A 17,368-nucleotide genomic window follows, 5' to 3' on the forward strand; every position below is an offset into this window, starting at 1 on the left:
GGACTTTTTCACTCATATAATCCTATCTATAGTTAAACGAATAAGATTAAATACATTTAAATTTTCTTGTTTTATCTACTAAACTGTTTAGGCATTTCTTTAACGTGCTCATCATCATCACGCCAATCATAGGTTTCTTTCTGTGAAATATCTAAAGTTTGATCTCCAATTCTAACAATATTCTTATTTACCCATTCAATATATGGATCGGTATCTGGATAATTCCAATATATATTTTTCTCTGAATCTGTATCAAGGTTAACTAATTCACCCCTAACAGCATCCGCACTTAATGATCCTGCATTATGAAAATAAGTCTTGATGAGATATTTTCCATCTGGAGATTCCACTGTTCGAATTAATTCCCCTTTTGGAACACCTTGCAAACTAAAAAGTTTCCAATATCCAAATCCAATTATAATTACTAACATAGTAAGTATAGTTAGTAATACTTTTCTTTTCGTTTTTTTAATTTCACCTTTTGTATTTATAATACTCATTCAACTCCATTCCACAGAACCAATACCATATTATACCACCAAATAAATGGTATAATATATCAAAAATAAAAATCCTCCCGTAATTGTATTATAAAAAGGGCATGTGATGATCTCCCTATTTATAAAGTGAAACTTTAATCCCCCTCACCAATCGGGCTACCCGTCAATGCGGGATAAACATGAAAATTCCCCTTTAAGAAAAATATAAAAAATCAGACAGTATACTTGAATTGCTCTTCGCATGAGAATATACTAATAGAGCAGGCTATGACGTTCCTTCCTTCTAACTTCTTTGGCGAAATAGGGATGTTACTTTCCTGCTAAACACATAGGCTATGACAATTCTTCCTTCTTTGTAGAAATTTCAAATTGTTTTAGAATTGTCAATTCCCTATGAAAAATAATTAGACTATAAAACCTCTTTCTTCTTTGGGATTGAATAAACTTTAGTTTATCAACCATTGATGTAGAGGTTTTCTTTTCTTAATTAACAAATTACCACTTAACAACTAAATGTTATACCCCTAATTTTTCACTAAAAAATAGCTTTATACCCTCAGTGCATTTCTCTACAATTAGTGTGTTTATGCATGTAAAAATAAAAATCTACCACTGAAAGGAGGACAGTCAGACTATTCCCCTCTTTTATAAGGAGTGAATAGCTGGCGTTCTCATGAAAAATTCTATTTACATAAGAAGAAGTTTGAAAGTAATTATAAAAAGAGAAGAAAATAAACTACCGAACATGTATTTAGCCACTGTTTTAAAAAACTTGGAAAGTTTAGGATTTACTTTTTCTGAGCCTTTAATAGAAGAGTTGCAAACACTTTCGGTTGGTGCATTCACATCGTTTTACAAAGAGTTGGTAAAACATTTAAAAGAAATGGTTGGTGCACATATTCAGTTTACTCCTATGTATCCAAACTTTCCGCAACAAATGATGGATTTAAGTGACGCTGATTTATACATCAATGCCGTTATTCATTATGTGACGTTGCGCCTACCTGTATCAAAAGTAGAAGAACGACTTCCTCTTTTAGATAGCGTTGATTTGAAAGTGATTGACTTAGGAAGTGAAGAAGATTTCAATCAAATGATTTCTCAATTGATTCGTGCAAACAGCTCTATTTCCTCAACTGATAAGACAGATGTAGAATGGGCTATTACACACACTGAAGATGTTTCCTGTTTTCTACCTAATGTAATCCCTCATAAGGAAAATATGTCTTTTATAATTGGGGTTTTATTAATAAACAGAAAAATATCAGCCGATGCTGCTGCAAAGTATTTTAAAACAGCAACTGATGTTCTTCGCCTTGCAGTTGCTTTATCTGAAGGCGATGTGAGTTTAGCATCCTCCGTTCGATTCAAGAAGTTTAACCGAGCAGAAAGACGCTTCCTTTTAGGATTGTTAGAGCAATGCGGAAACATTACCGAAGATATGCTTCGATACAAAAAACGTTGGATTCGTTTAGGTGAAATTCTTCATCCAGCAGAATATCATACTCGTTTCCCAAAAACCCACCGAGCATTTGAGATTCTTCGCAACAACATTAAAGTTGAAACATTTAATGGAAAAATAGAAGCAGCTTTGTTGAATCGTGATATCATGACAGCGAAAAATCTTTTAAAAACTCGCCCGGGGGAATTTGCCAGACGCTTGGATCATTTAATCCGTTTATGTAGTGATACGTCAACAGATGTTTTCAATATTCTCGAAGAGTTTCTAAGTATAATAGGAGACGTTTCTACTCCTGTATTACTTCAACTCACGGCTCATTTTAAGCATCGAAATGATAAAAATGAATTTCGCACCTTTTTTCCAAAGGGAAATGTAGCAAAAGCTATAGGTATTGAAAATACACTTCCATTTATCTCAGAGGATATTTGTTTAATGATTGTAAAAATGTGTGAAGATACTTTAAAAAATCGCTTCGCAGAACTTCCAAGTCTCGGAAAAGTATTTTTGGATGAACAGTTAAAAAATCACTTAGTTCCCTTCTCTCAACGTTCAGCCAGCAAAGCGCTTCGCACATTATCTCGAGGAAGTAAAGTAGATTTGCCAGAAGGAGATACGATTCGTTTTTTCCTATGGTGGAAAGAAGGCTATGTGAATGGACAACATACAGGACGTGTTGACATTGATTTGTCTGCTGCAATGTACGACGAAGATTGGCAATACAAAGAACATGTATCCTTCACGAACTTACGTTCAAAAAATTTCAAAGCCTACCATAGCGGAGATATTACTTCTGCACCAAAGGGAGCATCTGAATTCATTGATTTCGATATTCCGTCTGTGCTGAAATATGGTGGACGCTATGTAGTTATGACTTTGCTTTCTTACACAGACCAACCATATAAAGATTTACCAGAATGCTTTACTGGTTGGATGGTTCGTCAATATCCTGGTTCAGGTGAAATATTTGAACCTTCTACTGTTCAAGATAAAGTGGATATTACTGCCGACACCCAAATCTCTATTCCAGTTATTTTAGACTTAAAGGAACGAAAATTGATTTGGACAGATTTGTCTCTTACAAGAGATCTAACTTATGATAATACCATCGAGGCTAATCAAAAAGGTATGATACTTGTTGGAAAGGCTTTAACTAATTTAGTTAAACCGAATTTATATGACTTGTTCCGATTACATATTGAAGCTAGAGGTGAACTCGTTCAAGACATCGAAGAAGCAGAAAGCATTTTTTCTTTGGATAAAGGGATTACTCCTTTCGATATTGAAAAAATAATATCTGATTTTATTGCTGACCCACAAGACTAACTACATTACAAACATTGATAATGTGTGGAAAATATCCATATATAATGTCTATGTGAAACAGGACCTGATAGATGAATATCAGGTCCTGTTTTTTATTTAGTAGATACTAAATAGTCCGGTTAATCACTATTCATCTAAATACACTATACTAATAAAGTGAAATTTATTCGAAAGAAATTCATTAGTTAATACGTAACTAATTAAGAAACATTCATATACCAGCCCAAACATCTTTTCCATATCGCCCTTCATCTTGCACACGATCCAACCAATTTCTTGCTTCTTGTTCACTGACTTCATGAATTTCTTGATATGCTTGACAAAGGGTATCTTCTACATCCGGAGCCATTTTACTTCCATCACCACATATATAAAGATGAGCTCCATTATCTAATAACGAAATTAAATTGATTCTATCTTGTTTTATTAAATGCTGTACATATGTTTTTGGATGTCCCTCTAGACGAGAAAAAGCTGTGTGTAAAGAGATTAATCCATCTCTTTCATCATTTTCTAATTCTGTACGATAGAGATAATCTTTTTCAGGATGACGACAACCAAAATATAGATGCGCTTGTCCTAAGTTAATACCTTTTTGCTTTTGAACACGACGCGCTTGCAAGAATCCACGGAATGGTGCAATTCCAGTACCTGGCCCAACCATAATAATTGGTGTTTCTGGATCTTTAGGTAATTCAAAGTTTGATTGTGGCGTTCGAATGAAACAGATAATCTCATCTTTATTATGACGCTGAGCTAAGTAATTAGAAGCGACTCCTTCATATGTCCCTTCCCCACTCCATGCAGGCGCATTAACAACACCGACCGTAATGCTCAGACGATTGTGTGCAACGAGTGGAGAGCTTGAAATAGAATAGTAACGCGGTTTGAGCGCAGGAAGAAGTTCTAAAAAGCGTTCAAATCGGATTTCACAAGCCTCATACCTTTCAAGAAGGTCCAACATTGAAATCCGTTTCTTTAATATTTGTTCATGATAAACTCCTTCTTCTAATAATGCTTCCAATTCTTTTTTATGAGGAGGACATGCTGTGAATGTTACCATTTCTCGTATTTGTGCTCGAGTGGCTGCTTCTTGAACTTCAACACTATAACTAAGAAGGTCCAATAAACTAACAGGACTGTCTAAAGGTATGTGATTTATACTTCGTCCACTTGCACTCAGTATAACTTGATCCTTCCCATTTAATCCAAAACGTTTTAAAATTCGGTTGATATTTTTCTCGCTATTAACTGGCAACACTCCAAGGTGGTCTCCTTCTTTATATGTAGCGCCTTCTGGCAAAGATACCTCGATATGTCGTGTACTTCTATCACTGCTGGATGATTGGAGTTCACGATTTTCTAGTATAGATGCATAAACTGCTTCATATATTCGTGCAAGAGGAGATCCTCCAAGACGACTAACAAATTGCAGACTCAAAGTACTGCGCTCTTTTTCCATATTTTTGTTGAGCTCCAATCCAAACGCCTTCATCGCATCAGACCACATGTTTTGTTTCCATTGCTCAAGCTGTTCCTCGAAATCACCACTTGCATCTGCTTCTCCGCGTTTAGAAAATCTTGTTGCTCCTTTTTGAGCCATCTGCTCATCAATGTATCTTGGAATCCGTTGGTAGGTACTAGCCCAATTATGATCTCCACAACCAAAAACTGCGTATTGAACCCCTTTTAGCTCATCTGGTTTTAGTTCCTCCAACCATTGCACAAACTGCCCTGCATTACTTGGCGGTTTTCCATTATAAGAAGAAGTCACAATAAGTACCGCTCCTTCTTTTGGCAAACTTCCAATTCGATCGTTAAGAGCTACCACTTCCGTTTGAACTCCTTCTAAACTAGCTGTATCTGCTAATTCTCTTGCAATACCTTCTGCTACACCTGTATCCGAGCCATACAGAACAAGAAGTGAAAGATTATCGGCCCCAATAATAGAAGGTGTCTTCTGGACGTGCTGCTTAATTTCATCGTTTTTCAGCTTGTCCTCTGTAGATGCAAGAACAGTAGGATGACTAATAGTTTGTTTTCGGGGTAGAATCCTAATCTTAAAATCACCGGGCTTTAGCGTTAATGTTTGTTTTACGTCCAGCTGATAGTTTTGATAATCGATTAATTCAAAATGTTGAAGAAGCATTCCCATTACAAGAGTGGCTTCATGAAGTGCAAATTGCATACCGATACATGCTCTCTGGCCATTTCCAAATGGCTTATAAGCATGATGAGGAACCTTATCCAGCTCTTCAAATCGTTCAGGTTGGAATTCTTCCACATTGTCTCCCCATGCATCTTTATCCCTATGTAGCTGTGGAATAAGAACAGAAATACGATCTTCTCCTTTCTTAATTGGGTATTTCCCGCCAATAACTGTATCTTCTTTTGCATAGAGACTGAATGCTGGAGCGGTAGGCCATAGACGTAGCGATTCATTTAAAATCATCCGTATATACTTCAGTTTCATAACTTGTTGGTATGTTGGAGTAGGATCTGTCAAAACACGGTCTACTTCTTCATAGGCTTTTTTCAACTTATCCGGATTCTTTAATAAAAAGTAAATTGCAAAAGATAACAATCCACTTGTTGTCTCATGTCCAGCTATTAAAAAAGTGATAATTTGGAAACGAATATTTTCATCATCTAATTTTTCACCAGTTTCCGGATCTGGCACATTTAACATACGGGAAAGTAAATCATTTTCTTCCTGATTCCCATTACTTTTACGTTCAGCAATAATATTATCTACTAAAGAAAACATAGATTGAATATCATGCTGAAATTGACGTTTCGTTCTCCACATGAGTTTATCTTCTATATCCAGCCTCTGTAATTGGTGCATCGCCTCATCTAGAGCACGGGTCATGCTAGTAATAAAAGGATGAGGTGTCTCACGATAAAAGCTATTGAATCGGTAATTAAAACCACATAGACCAATTGTATCTAACGTAAGACGAGTCATATCCTCCGGAACATCTACGTTTTCATTCGGATTAAGCCGTGCCCATTTTTGAACGAGTTGTACAGCAATATCGACCATCATGGCATGGTAATCTTTCATTGCCCGTTGGCTGAATGTAGGCATCAAAATATTATGAGCTTTTTTCCAGTTAGGCTCGTGAGTCTCGCTAGTAAATAATCCGTCTCCAGCAAAGGCACGAACTTTTGCTAAAGCACCCTCTATACTTTTATCGAACCGTGTTTCGTCACAAACTTCTGCTACCAATTCATGTCCAGAAACGACAATGATGGTATCACTTAAAGTTTGAATTTGAAAAATGGGACCATACTCTTCCGCTATCTTGATAAAGGATAGGGTCGGTTTATCTTTATCGATTAATGGGAGATTACCCAGCGGTCCATATGTTTTCGGCTGAGGAATGGCAGATACTTTTTTTTCCATTAAAAACACCCTTTCAAAAAAGCATGAAATAAAGATATGTAATTGATTACCTTATTTTATCTTTTCCCTAACTATTCATGATTATGATATTGCGTATAAGCTTGGCAATTAGATTTATAACTTGTAGAAAAATACTAAATTAAAATGAAGCGAATAAATATAGTTGGAGCCTTTTAATGTTGGTATTAAAAGATAATCTAAACTTGTAATGTTTATGAGAAATTGCAAACGGATCTCATCTCTTGTATTTGTTTATAAAAACGATTATTTTGATTTATTTTCTTCTAAAACACCCCAAAATAGAGAAGTTGACGAGCTTAAGATTGTAGTATTTGAAAAATCAGTGGTTTAGTTAAACCAATACAATAAGCAATATACCGTGTTACTAATGAAAGAGGACCTGATATGAACATCAGGTCCTCTTTCACTATATAATTATGTCACTGCTTCTTTCAGTTCTTTTCCCATTTTAAATACCGGCGCCTTAGTAGCAAAAATTTGTATTTCTTTATAGTTTATCTAATCAGCAAACAACTTGTAGGAATCATTATCTAACGTTTTATTCTTCTCTACCGATTTAACTTCTCGACAGCTTCCGCACTTGTATCTACACGTTTAACGAAAAAAACTAATAGTAGTGCAACAACATTCATGCCAAGCGCTACATAAAATGAATATTGAATTCCAGATAATAAAGCCTTCTGAGTTACTATTGCCTTCGTAGTTTCTGTAAAGGTTGTTGGATCTATATGAGACATTAAACTTTCAGCTTTTGTTTTTGTTACAGAGTTCATAATCGTAACAAGAATAGCAGTACCAATCGAACCGGACACTTGTTGAGCCGTATTATTAACAGCTGTACCGTGCGGATTTAAGCGAGTTGGCAATTGATTAAGACCATTTGTCATAAGTGGCATCATAACCATCGCCATCCCAAACATCCGCAGTGTGTAGATAAGAATAATATGTGTGTGACTAGAGTCAATTTGCAGACTTGCCAACATATAAGTTGAAACAGCTGTAATGGAAAGCCCCACTATGCCAAGAATCCGAGGACCATATTTATCAAATAGTTTACCTGTAATTGGTGACATAATCCCCATTATAACCGCACCTGGAAGCATCATCAGCCCAGAGCTCAGCGGCGAAATACCACGGACGTTTTGTACATAAGCTGGTGTTAAAATCATACCCGAAAACATGGCCACCGCGTTAACAATTGCAATTACAGACGCAAGTGCAAACATTGGGTACTTGTAAACACGTAAATCCAATAACGGCTCATCCATTTTTAATTGACGAATAATGAAAGCAATTAGGGCAATAGCGCCTATGATTAAGGTTGTTAAGACAAATTTATTTGTCCAACCATCGGAGCTTGCAGAACTGAATCCATATAACAAACCGCCAAAACCGACAGAAGATAATAGTAATGAGAGATAATCAAGTTTTGCATTTTTGTTTTGTTTCATGACATTCTCAGATTTCCAAATCCCTAACAGTAAGCTAATGATTGCTAGCGGTAAAATCATTTCAAACAGCAAACGCCAGTCATAATACTCTACAATATAACCTGATAGTGTCGGTCCAATTGCTGGAGCTGTAATCATAACTAGTCCAAAAATCCCCATTGCTGTTCCCCTTTTTTCTCTCGGAAAGCTTACTAGCATAATATTCATTAACAAAGGCCCCATAACTGAAGAGCCTGCCGCTTGAACCATCCGACCAGTAAGTAATAAACCAAAGTTCGGTGCTACAGCCGCTAAGGCAGTACCAAGAATAAAAATCACCATAGATGTAATAAATAGGCTCCTATTTGAAAAACGCGTTATTAAAAATGCTGATGCCGGAATTAATATACCACTTACAAGCATATACCCTGTAGAAAGCCACTGGATCGTTGAATAATCTTGAATGTTTAAATCTTTCATTATTGATGGCAAGGCTACATTTAAAAGGGAGTTATTTAGAAATGAAACAAATGCCCCAATAAAAAGGATTACAAGCATTAAATATGGTGGTTTTCTTTTATGTAATGTTTCACTCATATATTTAATTGCCCCTTCATTATAAATTTCATTGATTCGTTTAAATCATTTACATATTTGCACAAGAAAACATTACCCTTGCAGTATTTTGCCAAACTCTTCGAATGGATATTCTCTTTTTAGCAATTCCACTTGCTCAACATACCATTTTAAAATCTTTTTGTTGATGAAACCTTTATAAAAACGTTTGTTAACGGAATTTAAATTAGGCTGAAATACACAAAATAAGCAACTGAAAATCCCCTTCTAAAATAAAGTGAAACTTTAAATCAATGGGAATTTTACAGGCAGTGAGAAAAATCAACAAGACCACGCACCCATTCCTTTAAATACAGGCTTGTAGATCTAGTTATGTAACCATCCAAAAAAAGGAATATTACATAGGCTAAGTCTAACATTACATTTTTAAAGTGAGGGGAATTAGCGTATGCACCAATATTGGTATTTGAAGTCACAGGGAAACGGGGAACAATATAATAACAAAATTTCATTATATTCACAGCCCGAAATAACTAAATTTGAGGTAATGAATGATTTGAAGCTTCCTGAGAATTGGAGTTACCGAGTTTATCAAGTTAGTTGGGATTCATCAGCCAATTATACGGGGTTCAATCCCCAACCTCCTCCCTTCTCTTTGGGGCAGCAGCCAATTAATTATGCAGGGATAATACCACAAGGTCACCCTGCTAATTGGACTCCATTACCAGGTCATGCAGGTTTTAATTTTCAAAAACCTCCCTTCCCCTGGGCGCAACCATTCAATCATACAGGGATGTTCGCACAAGGTCATCTTGCAGCTTTACTATCGCCGCCAGCCAAGCCTTTTCATTTCAATACCAATAACTCGGGTGTTTTTGGAAACCCTCCAGGATGGGGTGGTCCGTGGGCCCCAATAGGATGGGGAAATAACGGAGGTAACGGTCAGCTAGGACTGCTTGGAAACTTACTTACAGCAGGAAAAGGCACCATGAGTGGAATAGGAATGATCAGTAGTTTAATCGGGATGGGGAAGTTCTTCTTTTAGTTAATTAAAGTGATAGAATTGGTCCGCAGCTCAAATAGTCCAGTATATAACAAAAAAGCATTGGATACCCAATGCTTTTTACACTTACGCAAATAGAGACGTATTCGCATATAAAGCTGGTGAACCACCTGAATGTACGAATAAAATATTGTCTTCCTTATTAAATTTACCTTTTCTAATTAAGTCGATTAATCCCGCTACTGCCTTACCTGTATACACTGGATCAAGTAAAATACCTTCTGTTTTCGCAAGTAACTGAACTGCCTCTACCATTTCCGGCGTTGGTAACGCATAGCCTGGTCCTACATATTCATCAAAGCACGTAACAGCGTCGCGCGAGATAAAGTTTGGAATACCAACGTGTGCTGAAGTTTCATCTACAAGTTTTGCTACTTTCTCTTCTTGCTCAGCTTTTCCTCTACTTACATTAATCCCGATTACAGGAATATGGCTTTGTGTTCCAGAAAAACCAGTAATTAAACCAGCATGCATACCGCCGCTACCACTTACACAAACAACTGAACTGAAATCAATTCCTTGCTCAAATGATTGCGCCATAATTTCTTGTGCACAAGCAACGTATCCCATAGCGCCTGTAGGGTTTGATCCACCAACTGGAATTACATATGGTGTATTTCCTTTTTCACTTACTTCTTTTGCTACTTTATGCATTTCTTCCATCAGGTCTGCTCCGTTCGGTACAACAATGACGTTTTCAGCACCTAATAAGTGATATAAGAAATAGTTTCCGTTAAAGTCTCTCTTCTCTTCTGGCTCAAGCCCTTCCTCTAATACAAGAATACATTTCATTTTTTCTTTTACCGCAGCAGCAAGTGTCAGGCGGCAATGATTTGACTGAATACCACCAGCTGTAATTAACGTATCTGCACCCTTTTCCTGTGCATCTGCAACTAGAAATTCTAACTTTCTCGTCTTATTGCCACCGGCTGTTAAACCAAGTAAATCATCTCGTTTAAAATAAATAGTCGGACCACCAAGTGCTTCAGAAAAATTGTTTAACTTTTCAATTGGTGTATATGATTCTGTATATTTTTTTCTCGGGAATTTAGCTAAATTCATTGTAACGCTCCTTTTGTACTTCTTTCACAATATATGTAACGTTACTATTATTACACGTAAAAATGGTGAAGTCATCTTTCTCGGTTAAAAATGTATTAGAATTTCATTTTGATAAGTAAAACCGTATTAATGATTTTAACTTAATTACGGTACATGAAATTTATATCAACGATTTTTTAAATATATCGTTCATTACTTACAATATATCAACGATTTTTCAAATATATCGATCGTAACTTGCAGTATATCAACGATTTTCTTAATATATCGATCTATCGACAAAAAACGACAGCCAGGCAACCCCTTTCTCATCAACAAAAAAAGAGCCCACACATTCAAATGTGGGCTCCCTCCAATCACTTATTGACCGAAAAACGAAGTAACTGTGTTAATCCCGGCTCTAAATTCATTTCACCTTTGTGGCGTACGTATACGACTTTATCCCCATCAAAATTCGGAGGGTTTGCTTTACTATACGTATGCCACTCATTCGTTCCTTCTATAGAATACTCCATATATTCAGTTGCACCGACAATTATATTTTTACTATCATCTGCCGTTACATTTGGTGCCATCTGCGCAATTTTTGAATCACTAATTAATAACTTCTTTATATCCTTATCACGTTTGTAATCGTAAGCTGTCACAATTACATCGTTACCATATGCTTTCACTTGTAACCCTTGTTTAAATGAATAGCCATCTGGAGCAGTTTTCTCTCCTCCATTTGGTCCTGCTGACATCCAGCCTGTTTCAATCCCGCCCGTATTTACAACAGTGAAACCTTTTTCATCTCCGCCTTTAATTTTCTTTTTACCAGCCCAGTCAGGTAAGTTTAAATCCCAATGCGTATGACTCGTGAAGAAAACAACTTGCGGATAGTCTTTTAATATATCGTACAATTTATCGACGTTTAAATAATCTTGTAAGTACGGCGATTGCCTTGATCCAGATACTGTATCAGGTAAAACGTGATGAGAGAAAATGAAGATTGGCTTATTTTTATCTTTTTGACTGTACTCTTCTAAATTTTGTTTTAACCAACCTAATTGCTCATCACTCATATATACTTCGTCCCACATTTTTGAATCGTGGTATTTCATATATTTTTCAGTTCCTAAAAATAAAAGTGGATACCCATCTAATTCTTTTTTATGATATACCTTTTCTTGTCCACTAAATTGTAAGTAGCGACCAAATAGTGTTTCTTCCGTTACACCATTTGGCCATGTACTTTGAGAAAGTTTCCCATCTGCTGTCCATTTACCAGCATAAAACTCATGATTCCCAACAGTAGACCATACATTTTCTGGATGCTTATTTTTATTTAACACACGCTTTACATCATCATATTGTGACTGTTGTCCAGTCGGCGTTATATCCCCATTCATAATAAGCGCTCTAGAAAGTGGCGTCACTTTGTTCATATCTTTTAGCACATGATCAAAATCCCCTAAATCACCTTGAATATCACTAATAACATTAAAAGTTGTAGCTGATTTTCGGGCTTGCTCTTTCCCTTCCGCATGTGCTGAAAACGTCGGTAATAATGCCGCCATAACTGCTAACGAAGCAACTGTCTTTTTCATACAAATTCTCCCCCCTAATAATAGAAAGTACAAACTGACATGTTCTGCTTTCTCTTAGGTGCTTGTCCAATTCACATTATAGGGGGCGATTGTAAAGATTAATGGAATAAAAAATTAAGTGTTTTTTAAGAGATTTTGTCTTTTTTACATACTCCACAATTAGCAATTCGCGCCAATCTAGCTTTCTAGCCTTTTACATTACATACATGTAAATGAATATGATGAATCTCTTAGTTTAATATGTTGTCTTTTTAATCTCTGTTATATAACCGCCACAAAATATGCTATCTTTTCAAGTTCTCTTTCTTTAATAAACATTACTCCTCTTTTAATTCGCCTTAAAATTGTAAAGTGGCTTAATAATATGTTTAATATCAATTGTTTCTTTTGTATTCTCAATAATTTCATCCATTGGCTTATATACCATTGGTGCTTCATCTAAAGTACTTTCTGCAACAGATGTAGTCCAAACCTCTGCCATTGTATTTTGAAAATCCTCTAAGTTAAGTACTTCTTTCGCCTTCTTACGGCTCATAATACGTCCTGCTCCATGAGGGCCAGAAAAGTTCCAATCTGGATTCCCTTTACCAAATGCAATGATAGAACCGTCTCTCATATTAATTGGAATGATTACTCGTTCATCTTTCTGAGCTGAAATGGCACCTTTTCGTAGAATCATATTTTCCATATCGATGTAGTTATGAATTGTAGTGAATTGATCGGTTACTTTCCAATCCATTTTAGTGACGATTTCATCAATCATTGCTTTACGATTTAACTCCGCATATTTTTGAGCAATTTTCATATCATTCATGTAATCTTTAAATCCTTGTCCTTCTAAATAAGCTAATTCTTTGCGAATCACCGGTTTCTTAATTTCACGTAAAGCTTCATGTATTTCTTGTTGTCTACCTTCTTTCGTTAAACGCTCAATAATTTCTTCTTTAATAGATTTAACGTTTATAAGTTGCTCGTAAGCAAAGTTTTGATAATACTCTGCTACTTGTTTCCCTAAATTACGCGAACCACTATGAATGACAATGTATACATTTCCTTTATCATCCTCATTCAGTTCGACAAAATGATTGCCCCCGCCAAGTGTACCAATACTTTTTTGAGCACGTTGCAATGTAAACGGGGCTCTTACACTATCAAAATCAATCATTTTTGAAAATCTATGTTCCTTATCTCGAATACGAAAACCACTTGGGACAAATTTACGTATCGTTTCGTCTAAGTGATCGAAGTTGATTTCCTCTTTTTTCTTATTAATCATAACAACTTCCATGCCACAACCAATATCGTACTTACCTCTCAGTTTCCTGAAAGAGTGGACTATACCTTCTCTACAGTCATCGAGATATGCAGTCTCTACTGTAGGCTCACCGTATTAATTATTCCTCTTCAATTCAAAATGGATGAGGAATAATTCTGTACCTTAGTCTGCTAACATGGTACAAGTCTCTGAACCATTCGATTATGTCACCATAACCACTGGCTGCTGATTGCCCTCGCCTTTTATCGTTAGGGTTCCCAGTCAATTGAGTGAGTAGTTTAAAGTCTGAGCCGATTAGTTAACCCCGACTAAATTAGGAACAATCTTATCTTGAATTGTCATTGTTGTCCCAATCGTACAACCTGCACCCGCATGTGTATCTGGCATAATACGAATCTTGCTATCCTTTACGAATTCTTGGTTACAAAGATCAATAATTTGACCTGCTGCAGTTTTTTCTACATTCGTAGTAAACACTTTCGCTTCGTTGTATTTCCCTTGTAATTTCAACATCTTCTATTTCCCCTTTCCTTTAGTTTCTACAAAAAATCAATTCATACATATTATATAAATATATTTCCCACCACTACATCTCATTTCCTTTTTTATAAAAAAAGACACAGAGATTCCTCTCCATGCCTGTTAATTTCCTACCTCTTCACCGCATGCACATAATGTACCGTCTCGAAAGCTTTCAAATAATCATTTCTTCCGGCAAAATATAATGTATTTATATCCTCTGGTGATAAGTGCTCATAAATGAGTAAGCCCGCCTTCTCTAACAGTGCTTCCATTTCAGCATAAGAATAACATGATTTCATCGGTTCTCCGCCTACCGCAGCCATTTTCAACTCGATTGGACAGTCCCTTTTCCGTAAACAAATTTTCATCGGGATAATCAAAAACGATAGAACTACCTGCCGGAACCATCTCGAATAAACATTCTAATAAACTAGCAAGTTCCTCTTTCGTTAAATAGTACGTAACACCTAAAAGGCTAAAGAAAGTCTTTTTATGTTCAAATCCTTCATTGCGTAACTGTTCATAGGAAAATCCTTTCGTAAAATCCATTGAAACAAAATGAAGGTTTTTTGGAACTTCAAGTTCTACTTCTTTTATTCTTTCCTTCTTAAACGCCTGTGTAGAAGGATGATCCACTTCAAATATTTCTATTTTATTTTCTAATTCTCGGTGTCTAAAACTGAACGTATCTAAGCCTGCACCGAGTATGACGTATTGTTTCGCTCCTAATGTAATTTCATGTAGTAATACTCTTTCACAATATGCGGCACGTGCTAAAGGTGTTGGCGATAACTGAACTTGCGTAATCCATTTTAATATTTCTTTTGGATTGTCTTGAAACTGCTCTGCAATGTCTGTATTGAAAAAGTGAATCCCTTGAACCATGTTCGTTTCAATATTGTTACGTTCTTTTTGTGAAATGAACTCTTTAGCTACATAATCATCAAAGATTTTCGGATTATCAAATTCACTATGATATGCCCTGCTGAAAGCTGATACTAACGACGTTACACTTGCTTCACCTTGTTTCACGCACATACACTCTCCTTCATTTTCACAACAAAAATAGGGTTCCCCTGGCCAGGAGAACCCTATTATACACCTTATTTTTATATTGGTAAATTATAGCACAAATAAGTTTTTTTGTCAAATTTCCAGCCTACTAACTCTCCAATAATTTGTGTAATCTCTAGCAGGAAGATTTCGATCTACACCGAATATTCCAGTTTATAACAACACAAATGGAGGGCGTCATGAAAAGATTAGTTATCATTACAGTTGGAAAAACACACAGTGGAAAAACTACATTTGCAAGAGCATTAGAAAAAGAGTTACCCCACTCTTTCGTTATGGATCAAGATAATCAAGCTGAATTTATTAACACGCATCACGAAAAATTACAGCCGGCTAAAGGCCCTAATACATTTAAGCACTGTCTTTCTAAATTCATTGTTGATTATGCGAAAGAACATACAAATTTACACCTTATTATTTGTAATTCCAATCGCAGTAAAAACGGAAGATTCTATTTACTAAACGAATTATTTCCACAGAATGAATATGTACGCATATTAGTTCATTTTGACATTCCAGATGATGTACTTTACAAAAGAGTGGCTCGAAGCACGCGAAGTACGAATATTTTTAGAGGTGGATATTCTAGTTTCAAAGAAGTACTTGATCGACAACAAACTGAATTACTTCACGATGATGTAGTAGATCCTATAGAAAACGAGGTTGATTATTTGTTTGTTATTCGTAACAGTAAGGATGGAAACTCTACTATATTAAAAATTGTCCATCTTGCTAAAGAGTTCTCCCCTATCCGAAATAAGAGATTATAAAAATTACATAATCATAGATTATTATGCAAATACTTCCTCTAGACGGCGCAGATGGTATATAATGATGGAAGAATCTACTTCTATATGCTCAATTTTACACAAAACAGCTCATGCATATGAAAGAAAAGAGGTACAAAAATATGAAAACAAAACAAACAATTGCTGCGTCTACACTAGCTTTAGCAATGATTGCTGGCGCGAACTCTGCTCATGCGGAAGTAAATGATGCTACTCCTCAGCAAAGTACGGGAGATCGATTAGCTGAAATTAAGCAACATAAACAAGAGTTAGATGCGAAATTACAGCAACACAAAGAAAACGTGGATCAAACATTAAATGAACTTAACAAAGTTAAGGAAAATGTTGATACTAAGGTGAATGAACTACATGAACGTAAACAAGTTGCTGATGAAAAGATTAACGAGATTAAACAACATAAACAAGAGTTAGATGCAAAACTTCAGCAAGACAAACAAATCGCCGAAGATAAAATCGCTGAAATTAAAGAGCATAAAAAACAAGTAGAAGATAAAGTTGCTGAAGTAAAAGAGCATAAACAAAATATCGATAACAAAGTGAATGAGATTAAAGAACATAAACAAACTGTCGATGAAAAAGTGAATGAAATGAAGCAACATAAAGAGAACATTGATCAAAAGGTTAATGAACTTAAGGAAGTTAAAAAACAAGTAGATGAAAAATTAGCTGAGTTAAAGAAAGCGAAACAAACTGCTGAAGACAAACTCGCTGAACTAAAAGAAAACAAGCCGAATACTGGTAACACGTTAGAGGAACTTAAGAAAATTAAAGGCAATTTAGACAGTCTTTCCGCTAACTTAGAACTAGCTAAACAAGATGTAAAAAACAAACTAGCTGAATTACAAAAGGCTAGAGAAGATTTACTAAATAAAATTAACGAAATTAAACAATCGAAACAAACTGTTTCAGACGATTTAACAAAGAAAAAACAAGACTTAGATATTAAAATCAACGACTTTAAGCATACTGAGAAAAAAATTGACGACAAATTAGCTGAGTTACATACAACGAAGCAAAATGTTGATAACAAGATTAATGAAGTATCACAGTCTAAACAAACGCAAGCAGATAATGGTACTAAAAACAATAACGCTAAAGAACTTCCTAACGCTGGTAGCGAGCAATCAAACAATATGGCTCTAGGAATGCTATCTGTATTAGGCGGGATTTTATTAATAACACGCAATAAAATTAAAACGTTATTCTCAAAATAAAGCCATTATACTTATTAAAAACAATGATACAAAGGCCA

Annotated in this window: 11 protein-coding genes and 1 pseudogene; 4 read left to right on the plus strand and 8 right to left on the minus strand. The window is 35.6% G+C overall.

From position 1 onward, the window contains the following. Positions 1 to 71: 71 nt before the first annotated feature. On the minus strand, positions 72 to 500 hold the full coding sequence (locus tag MHH55_RS10075) for a DUF5412 domain-containing protein (RefSeq protein ID WP_048657193.1): 429 nt from the start codon (positions 498 to 500) through the stop codon (positions 72 to 74). Positions 501 to 1,173: 673 nt separating this feature from the next. On the opposite strand from MHH55_RS10075, the gene MHH55_RS10080 reads away from it, so the two are divergent. Further along, on the plus strand, positions 1,174 to 3,285 hold the full coding sequence (locus tag MHH55_RS10080; protein WP_100655062.1) for a TerD family protein: 2,112 nt from the start codon (positions 1,174 to 1,176) through the stop codon (positions 3,283 to 3,285). A gap of 211 nt (positions 3,286 to 3,496) precedes the next feature. Here MHH55_RS10080 and cypD read toward each other — a convergent pair whose 3' ends face one another. Then, positions 3,497 to 6,694: a bifunctional P-450/NADPH--P450 reductase gene (cypD, locus tag MHH55_RS10085; RefSeq protein ID WP_074555304.1), complete on the minus strand. Its 3,198-nt coding sequence runs from the start codon at positions 6,692 to 6,694 to the stop codon at positions 3,497 to 3,499. A gap of 569 nt (positions 6,695 to 7,263) precedes the next feature. Beyond that, positions 7,264 to 8,742 (minus strand): DHA2 family efflux MFS transporter permease subunit, encoded by a 1,479-nt coding sequence (locus MHH55_RS10090; protein WP_000005108.1) that lies wholly within the window; start codon positions 8,740 to 8,742, stop codon positions 7,264 to 7,266. A 427-nt stretch (positions 8,743 to 9,169) separates the two neighbouring features. On the opposite strand from MHH55_RS10090, the gene MHH55_RS10095 reads away from it, so the two are divergent. Further along, complete coding sequence (locus MHH55_RS10095; RefSeq protein WP_000554419.1) at positions 9,170 to 9,766, plus strand: hypothetical protein; 597 nt, start codon at positions 9,170 to 9,172, stop codon at positions 9,764 to 9,766. Between the two features lie 84 nt (positions 9,767 to 9,850). Here the strand turns inward: MHH55_RS10095 and MHH55_RS10100 are convergent, their stop codons facing one another. The 5 genes and pseudogenes from MHH55_RS10100 to MHH55_RS10120 form a co-directional block, all read right to left on the minus strand. Next, the gene (locus MHH55_RS10100; RefSeq protein ID WP_078186540.1) at positions 9,851 to 10,846 is read right to left on the minus strand and encodes a D-cysteine desulfhydrase; all 996 of its coding nucleotides are present in this window, start codon (positions 10,844 to 10,846) and stop codon (positions 9,851 to 9,853) included. Positions 10,847 to 11,202: 356 nt separating this feature from the next. Beyond that, positions 11,203 to 12,435: a DUF4073 domain-containing protein gene (locus MHH55_RS10105; RefSeq protein ID WP_060851926.1), complete on the minus strand. Its 1,233-nt coding sequence runs from the start codon at positions 12,433 to 12,435 to the stop codon at positions 11,203 to 11,205. Positions 12,436 to 12,763: 328 nt separating this feature from the next. Then, on the minus strand, positions 12,764 to 13,723 hold the full coding sequence (locus MHH55_RS10110; protein ID WP_017657535.1) for an RNA-splicing ligase RtcB: 960 nt from the start codon (positions 13,721 to 13,723) through the stop codon (positions 12,764 to 12,766). 282 nt (positions 13,724 to 14,005) lie between these two features. Then, positions 14,006 to 14,224 carry an RtcB family protein gene (locus MHH55_RS10115; protein ID WP_000916240.1) on the minus strand — a complete coding sequence of 73 codons (219 nt, stop codon included), beginning with the start codon at positions 14,222 to 14,224 and terminating at the stop codon, positions 14,006 to 14,008. Between the two features lie 137 nt (positions 14,225 to 14,361). Next, positions 14,362 to 15,271, minus strand: a pseudogene (locus tag MHH55_RS10120) (class I SAM-dependent methyltransferase). Positions 15,272 to 15,486: 215 nt separating this feature from the next. Here MHH55_RS10120 and MHH55_RS10125 point away from each other — a divergent pair. Next, positions 15,487 to 16,077, plus strand: coding sequence for an AAA family ATPase (locus MHH55_RS10125; RefSeq protein ID WP_078186539.1), 591 nt, complete (start codon positions 15,487 to 15,489; stop codon positions 16,075 to 16,077). 140 nt (positions 16,078 to 16,217) lie between these two features. Then, the gene (locus MHH55_RS10130; RefSeq protein ID WP_078186538.1) at positions 16,218 to 17,330 is read left to right on the plus strand and encodes an LPXTG cell wall anchor domain-containing protein; all 1,113 of its coding nucleotides are present in this window, start codon (positions 16,218 to 16,220) and stop codon (positions 17,328 to 17,330) included. Positions 17,331 to 17,368 lie beyond the last annotated feature (38 nt).

It is taken from the genome of Bacillus sp. FSL K6-2944, assembly GCF_038005385.1.
Classification (GTDB): Bacteria; Bacillota; Bacilli; order Bacillales; family Bacillaceae_G; genus Bacillus_A; species Bacillus_A cereus.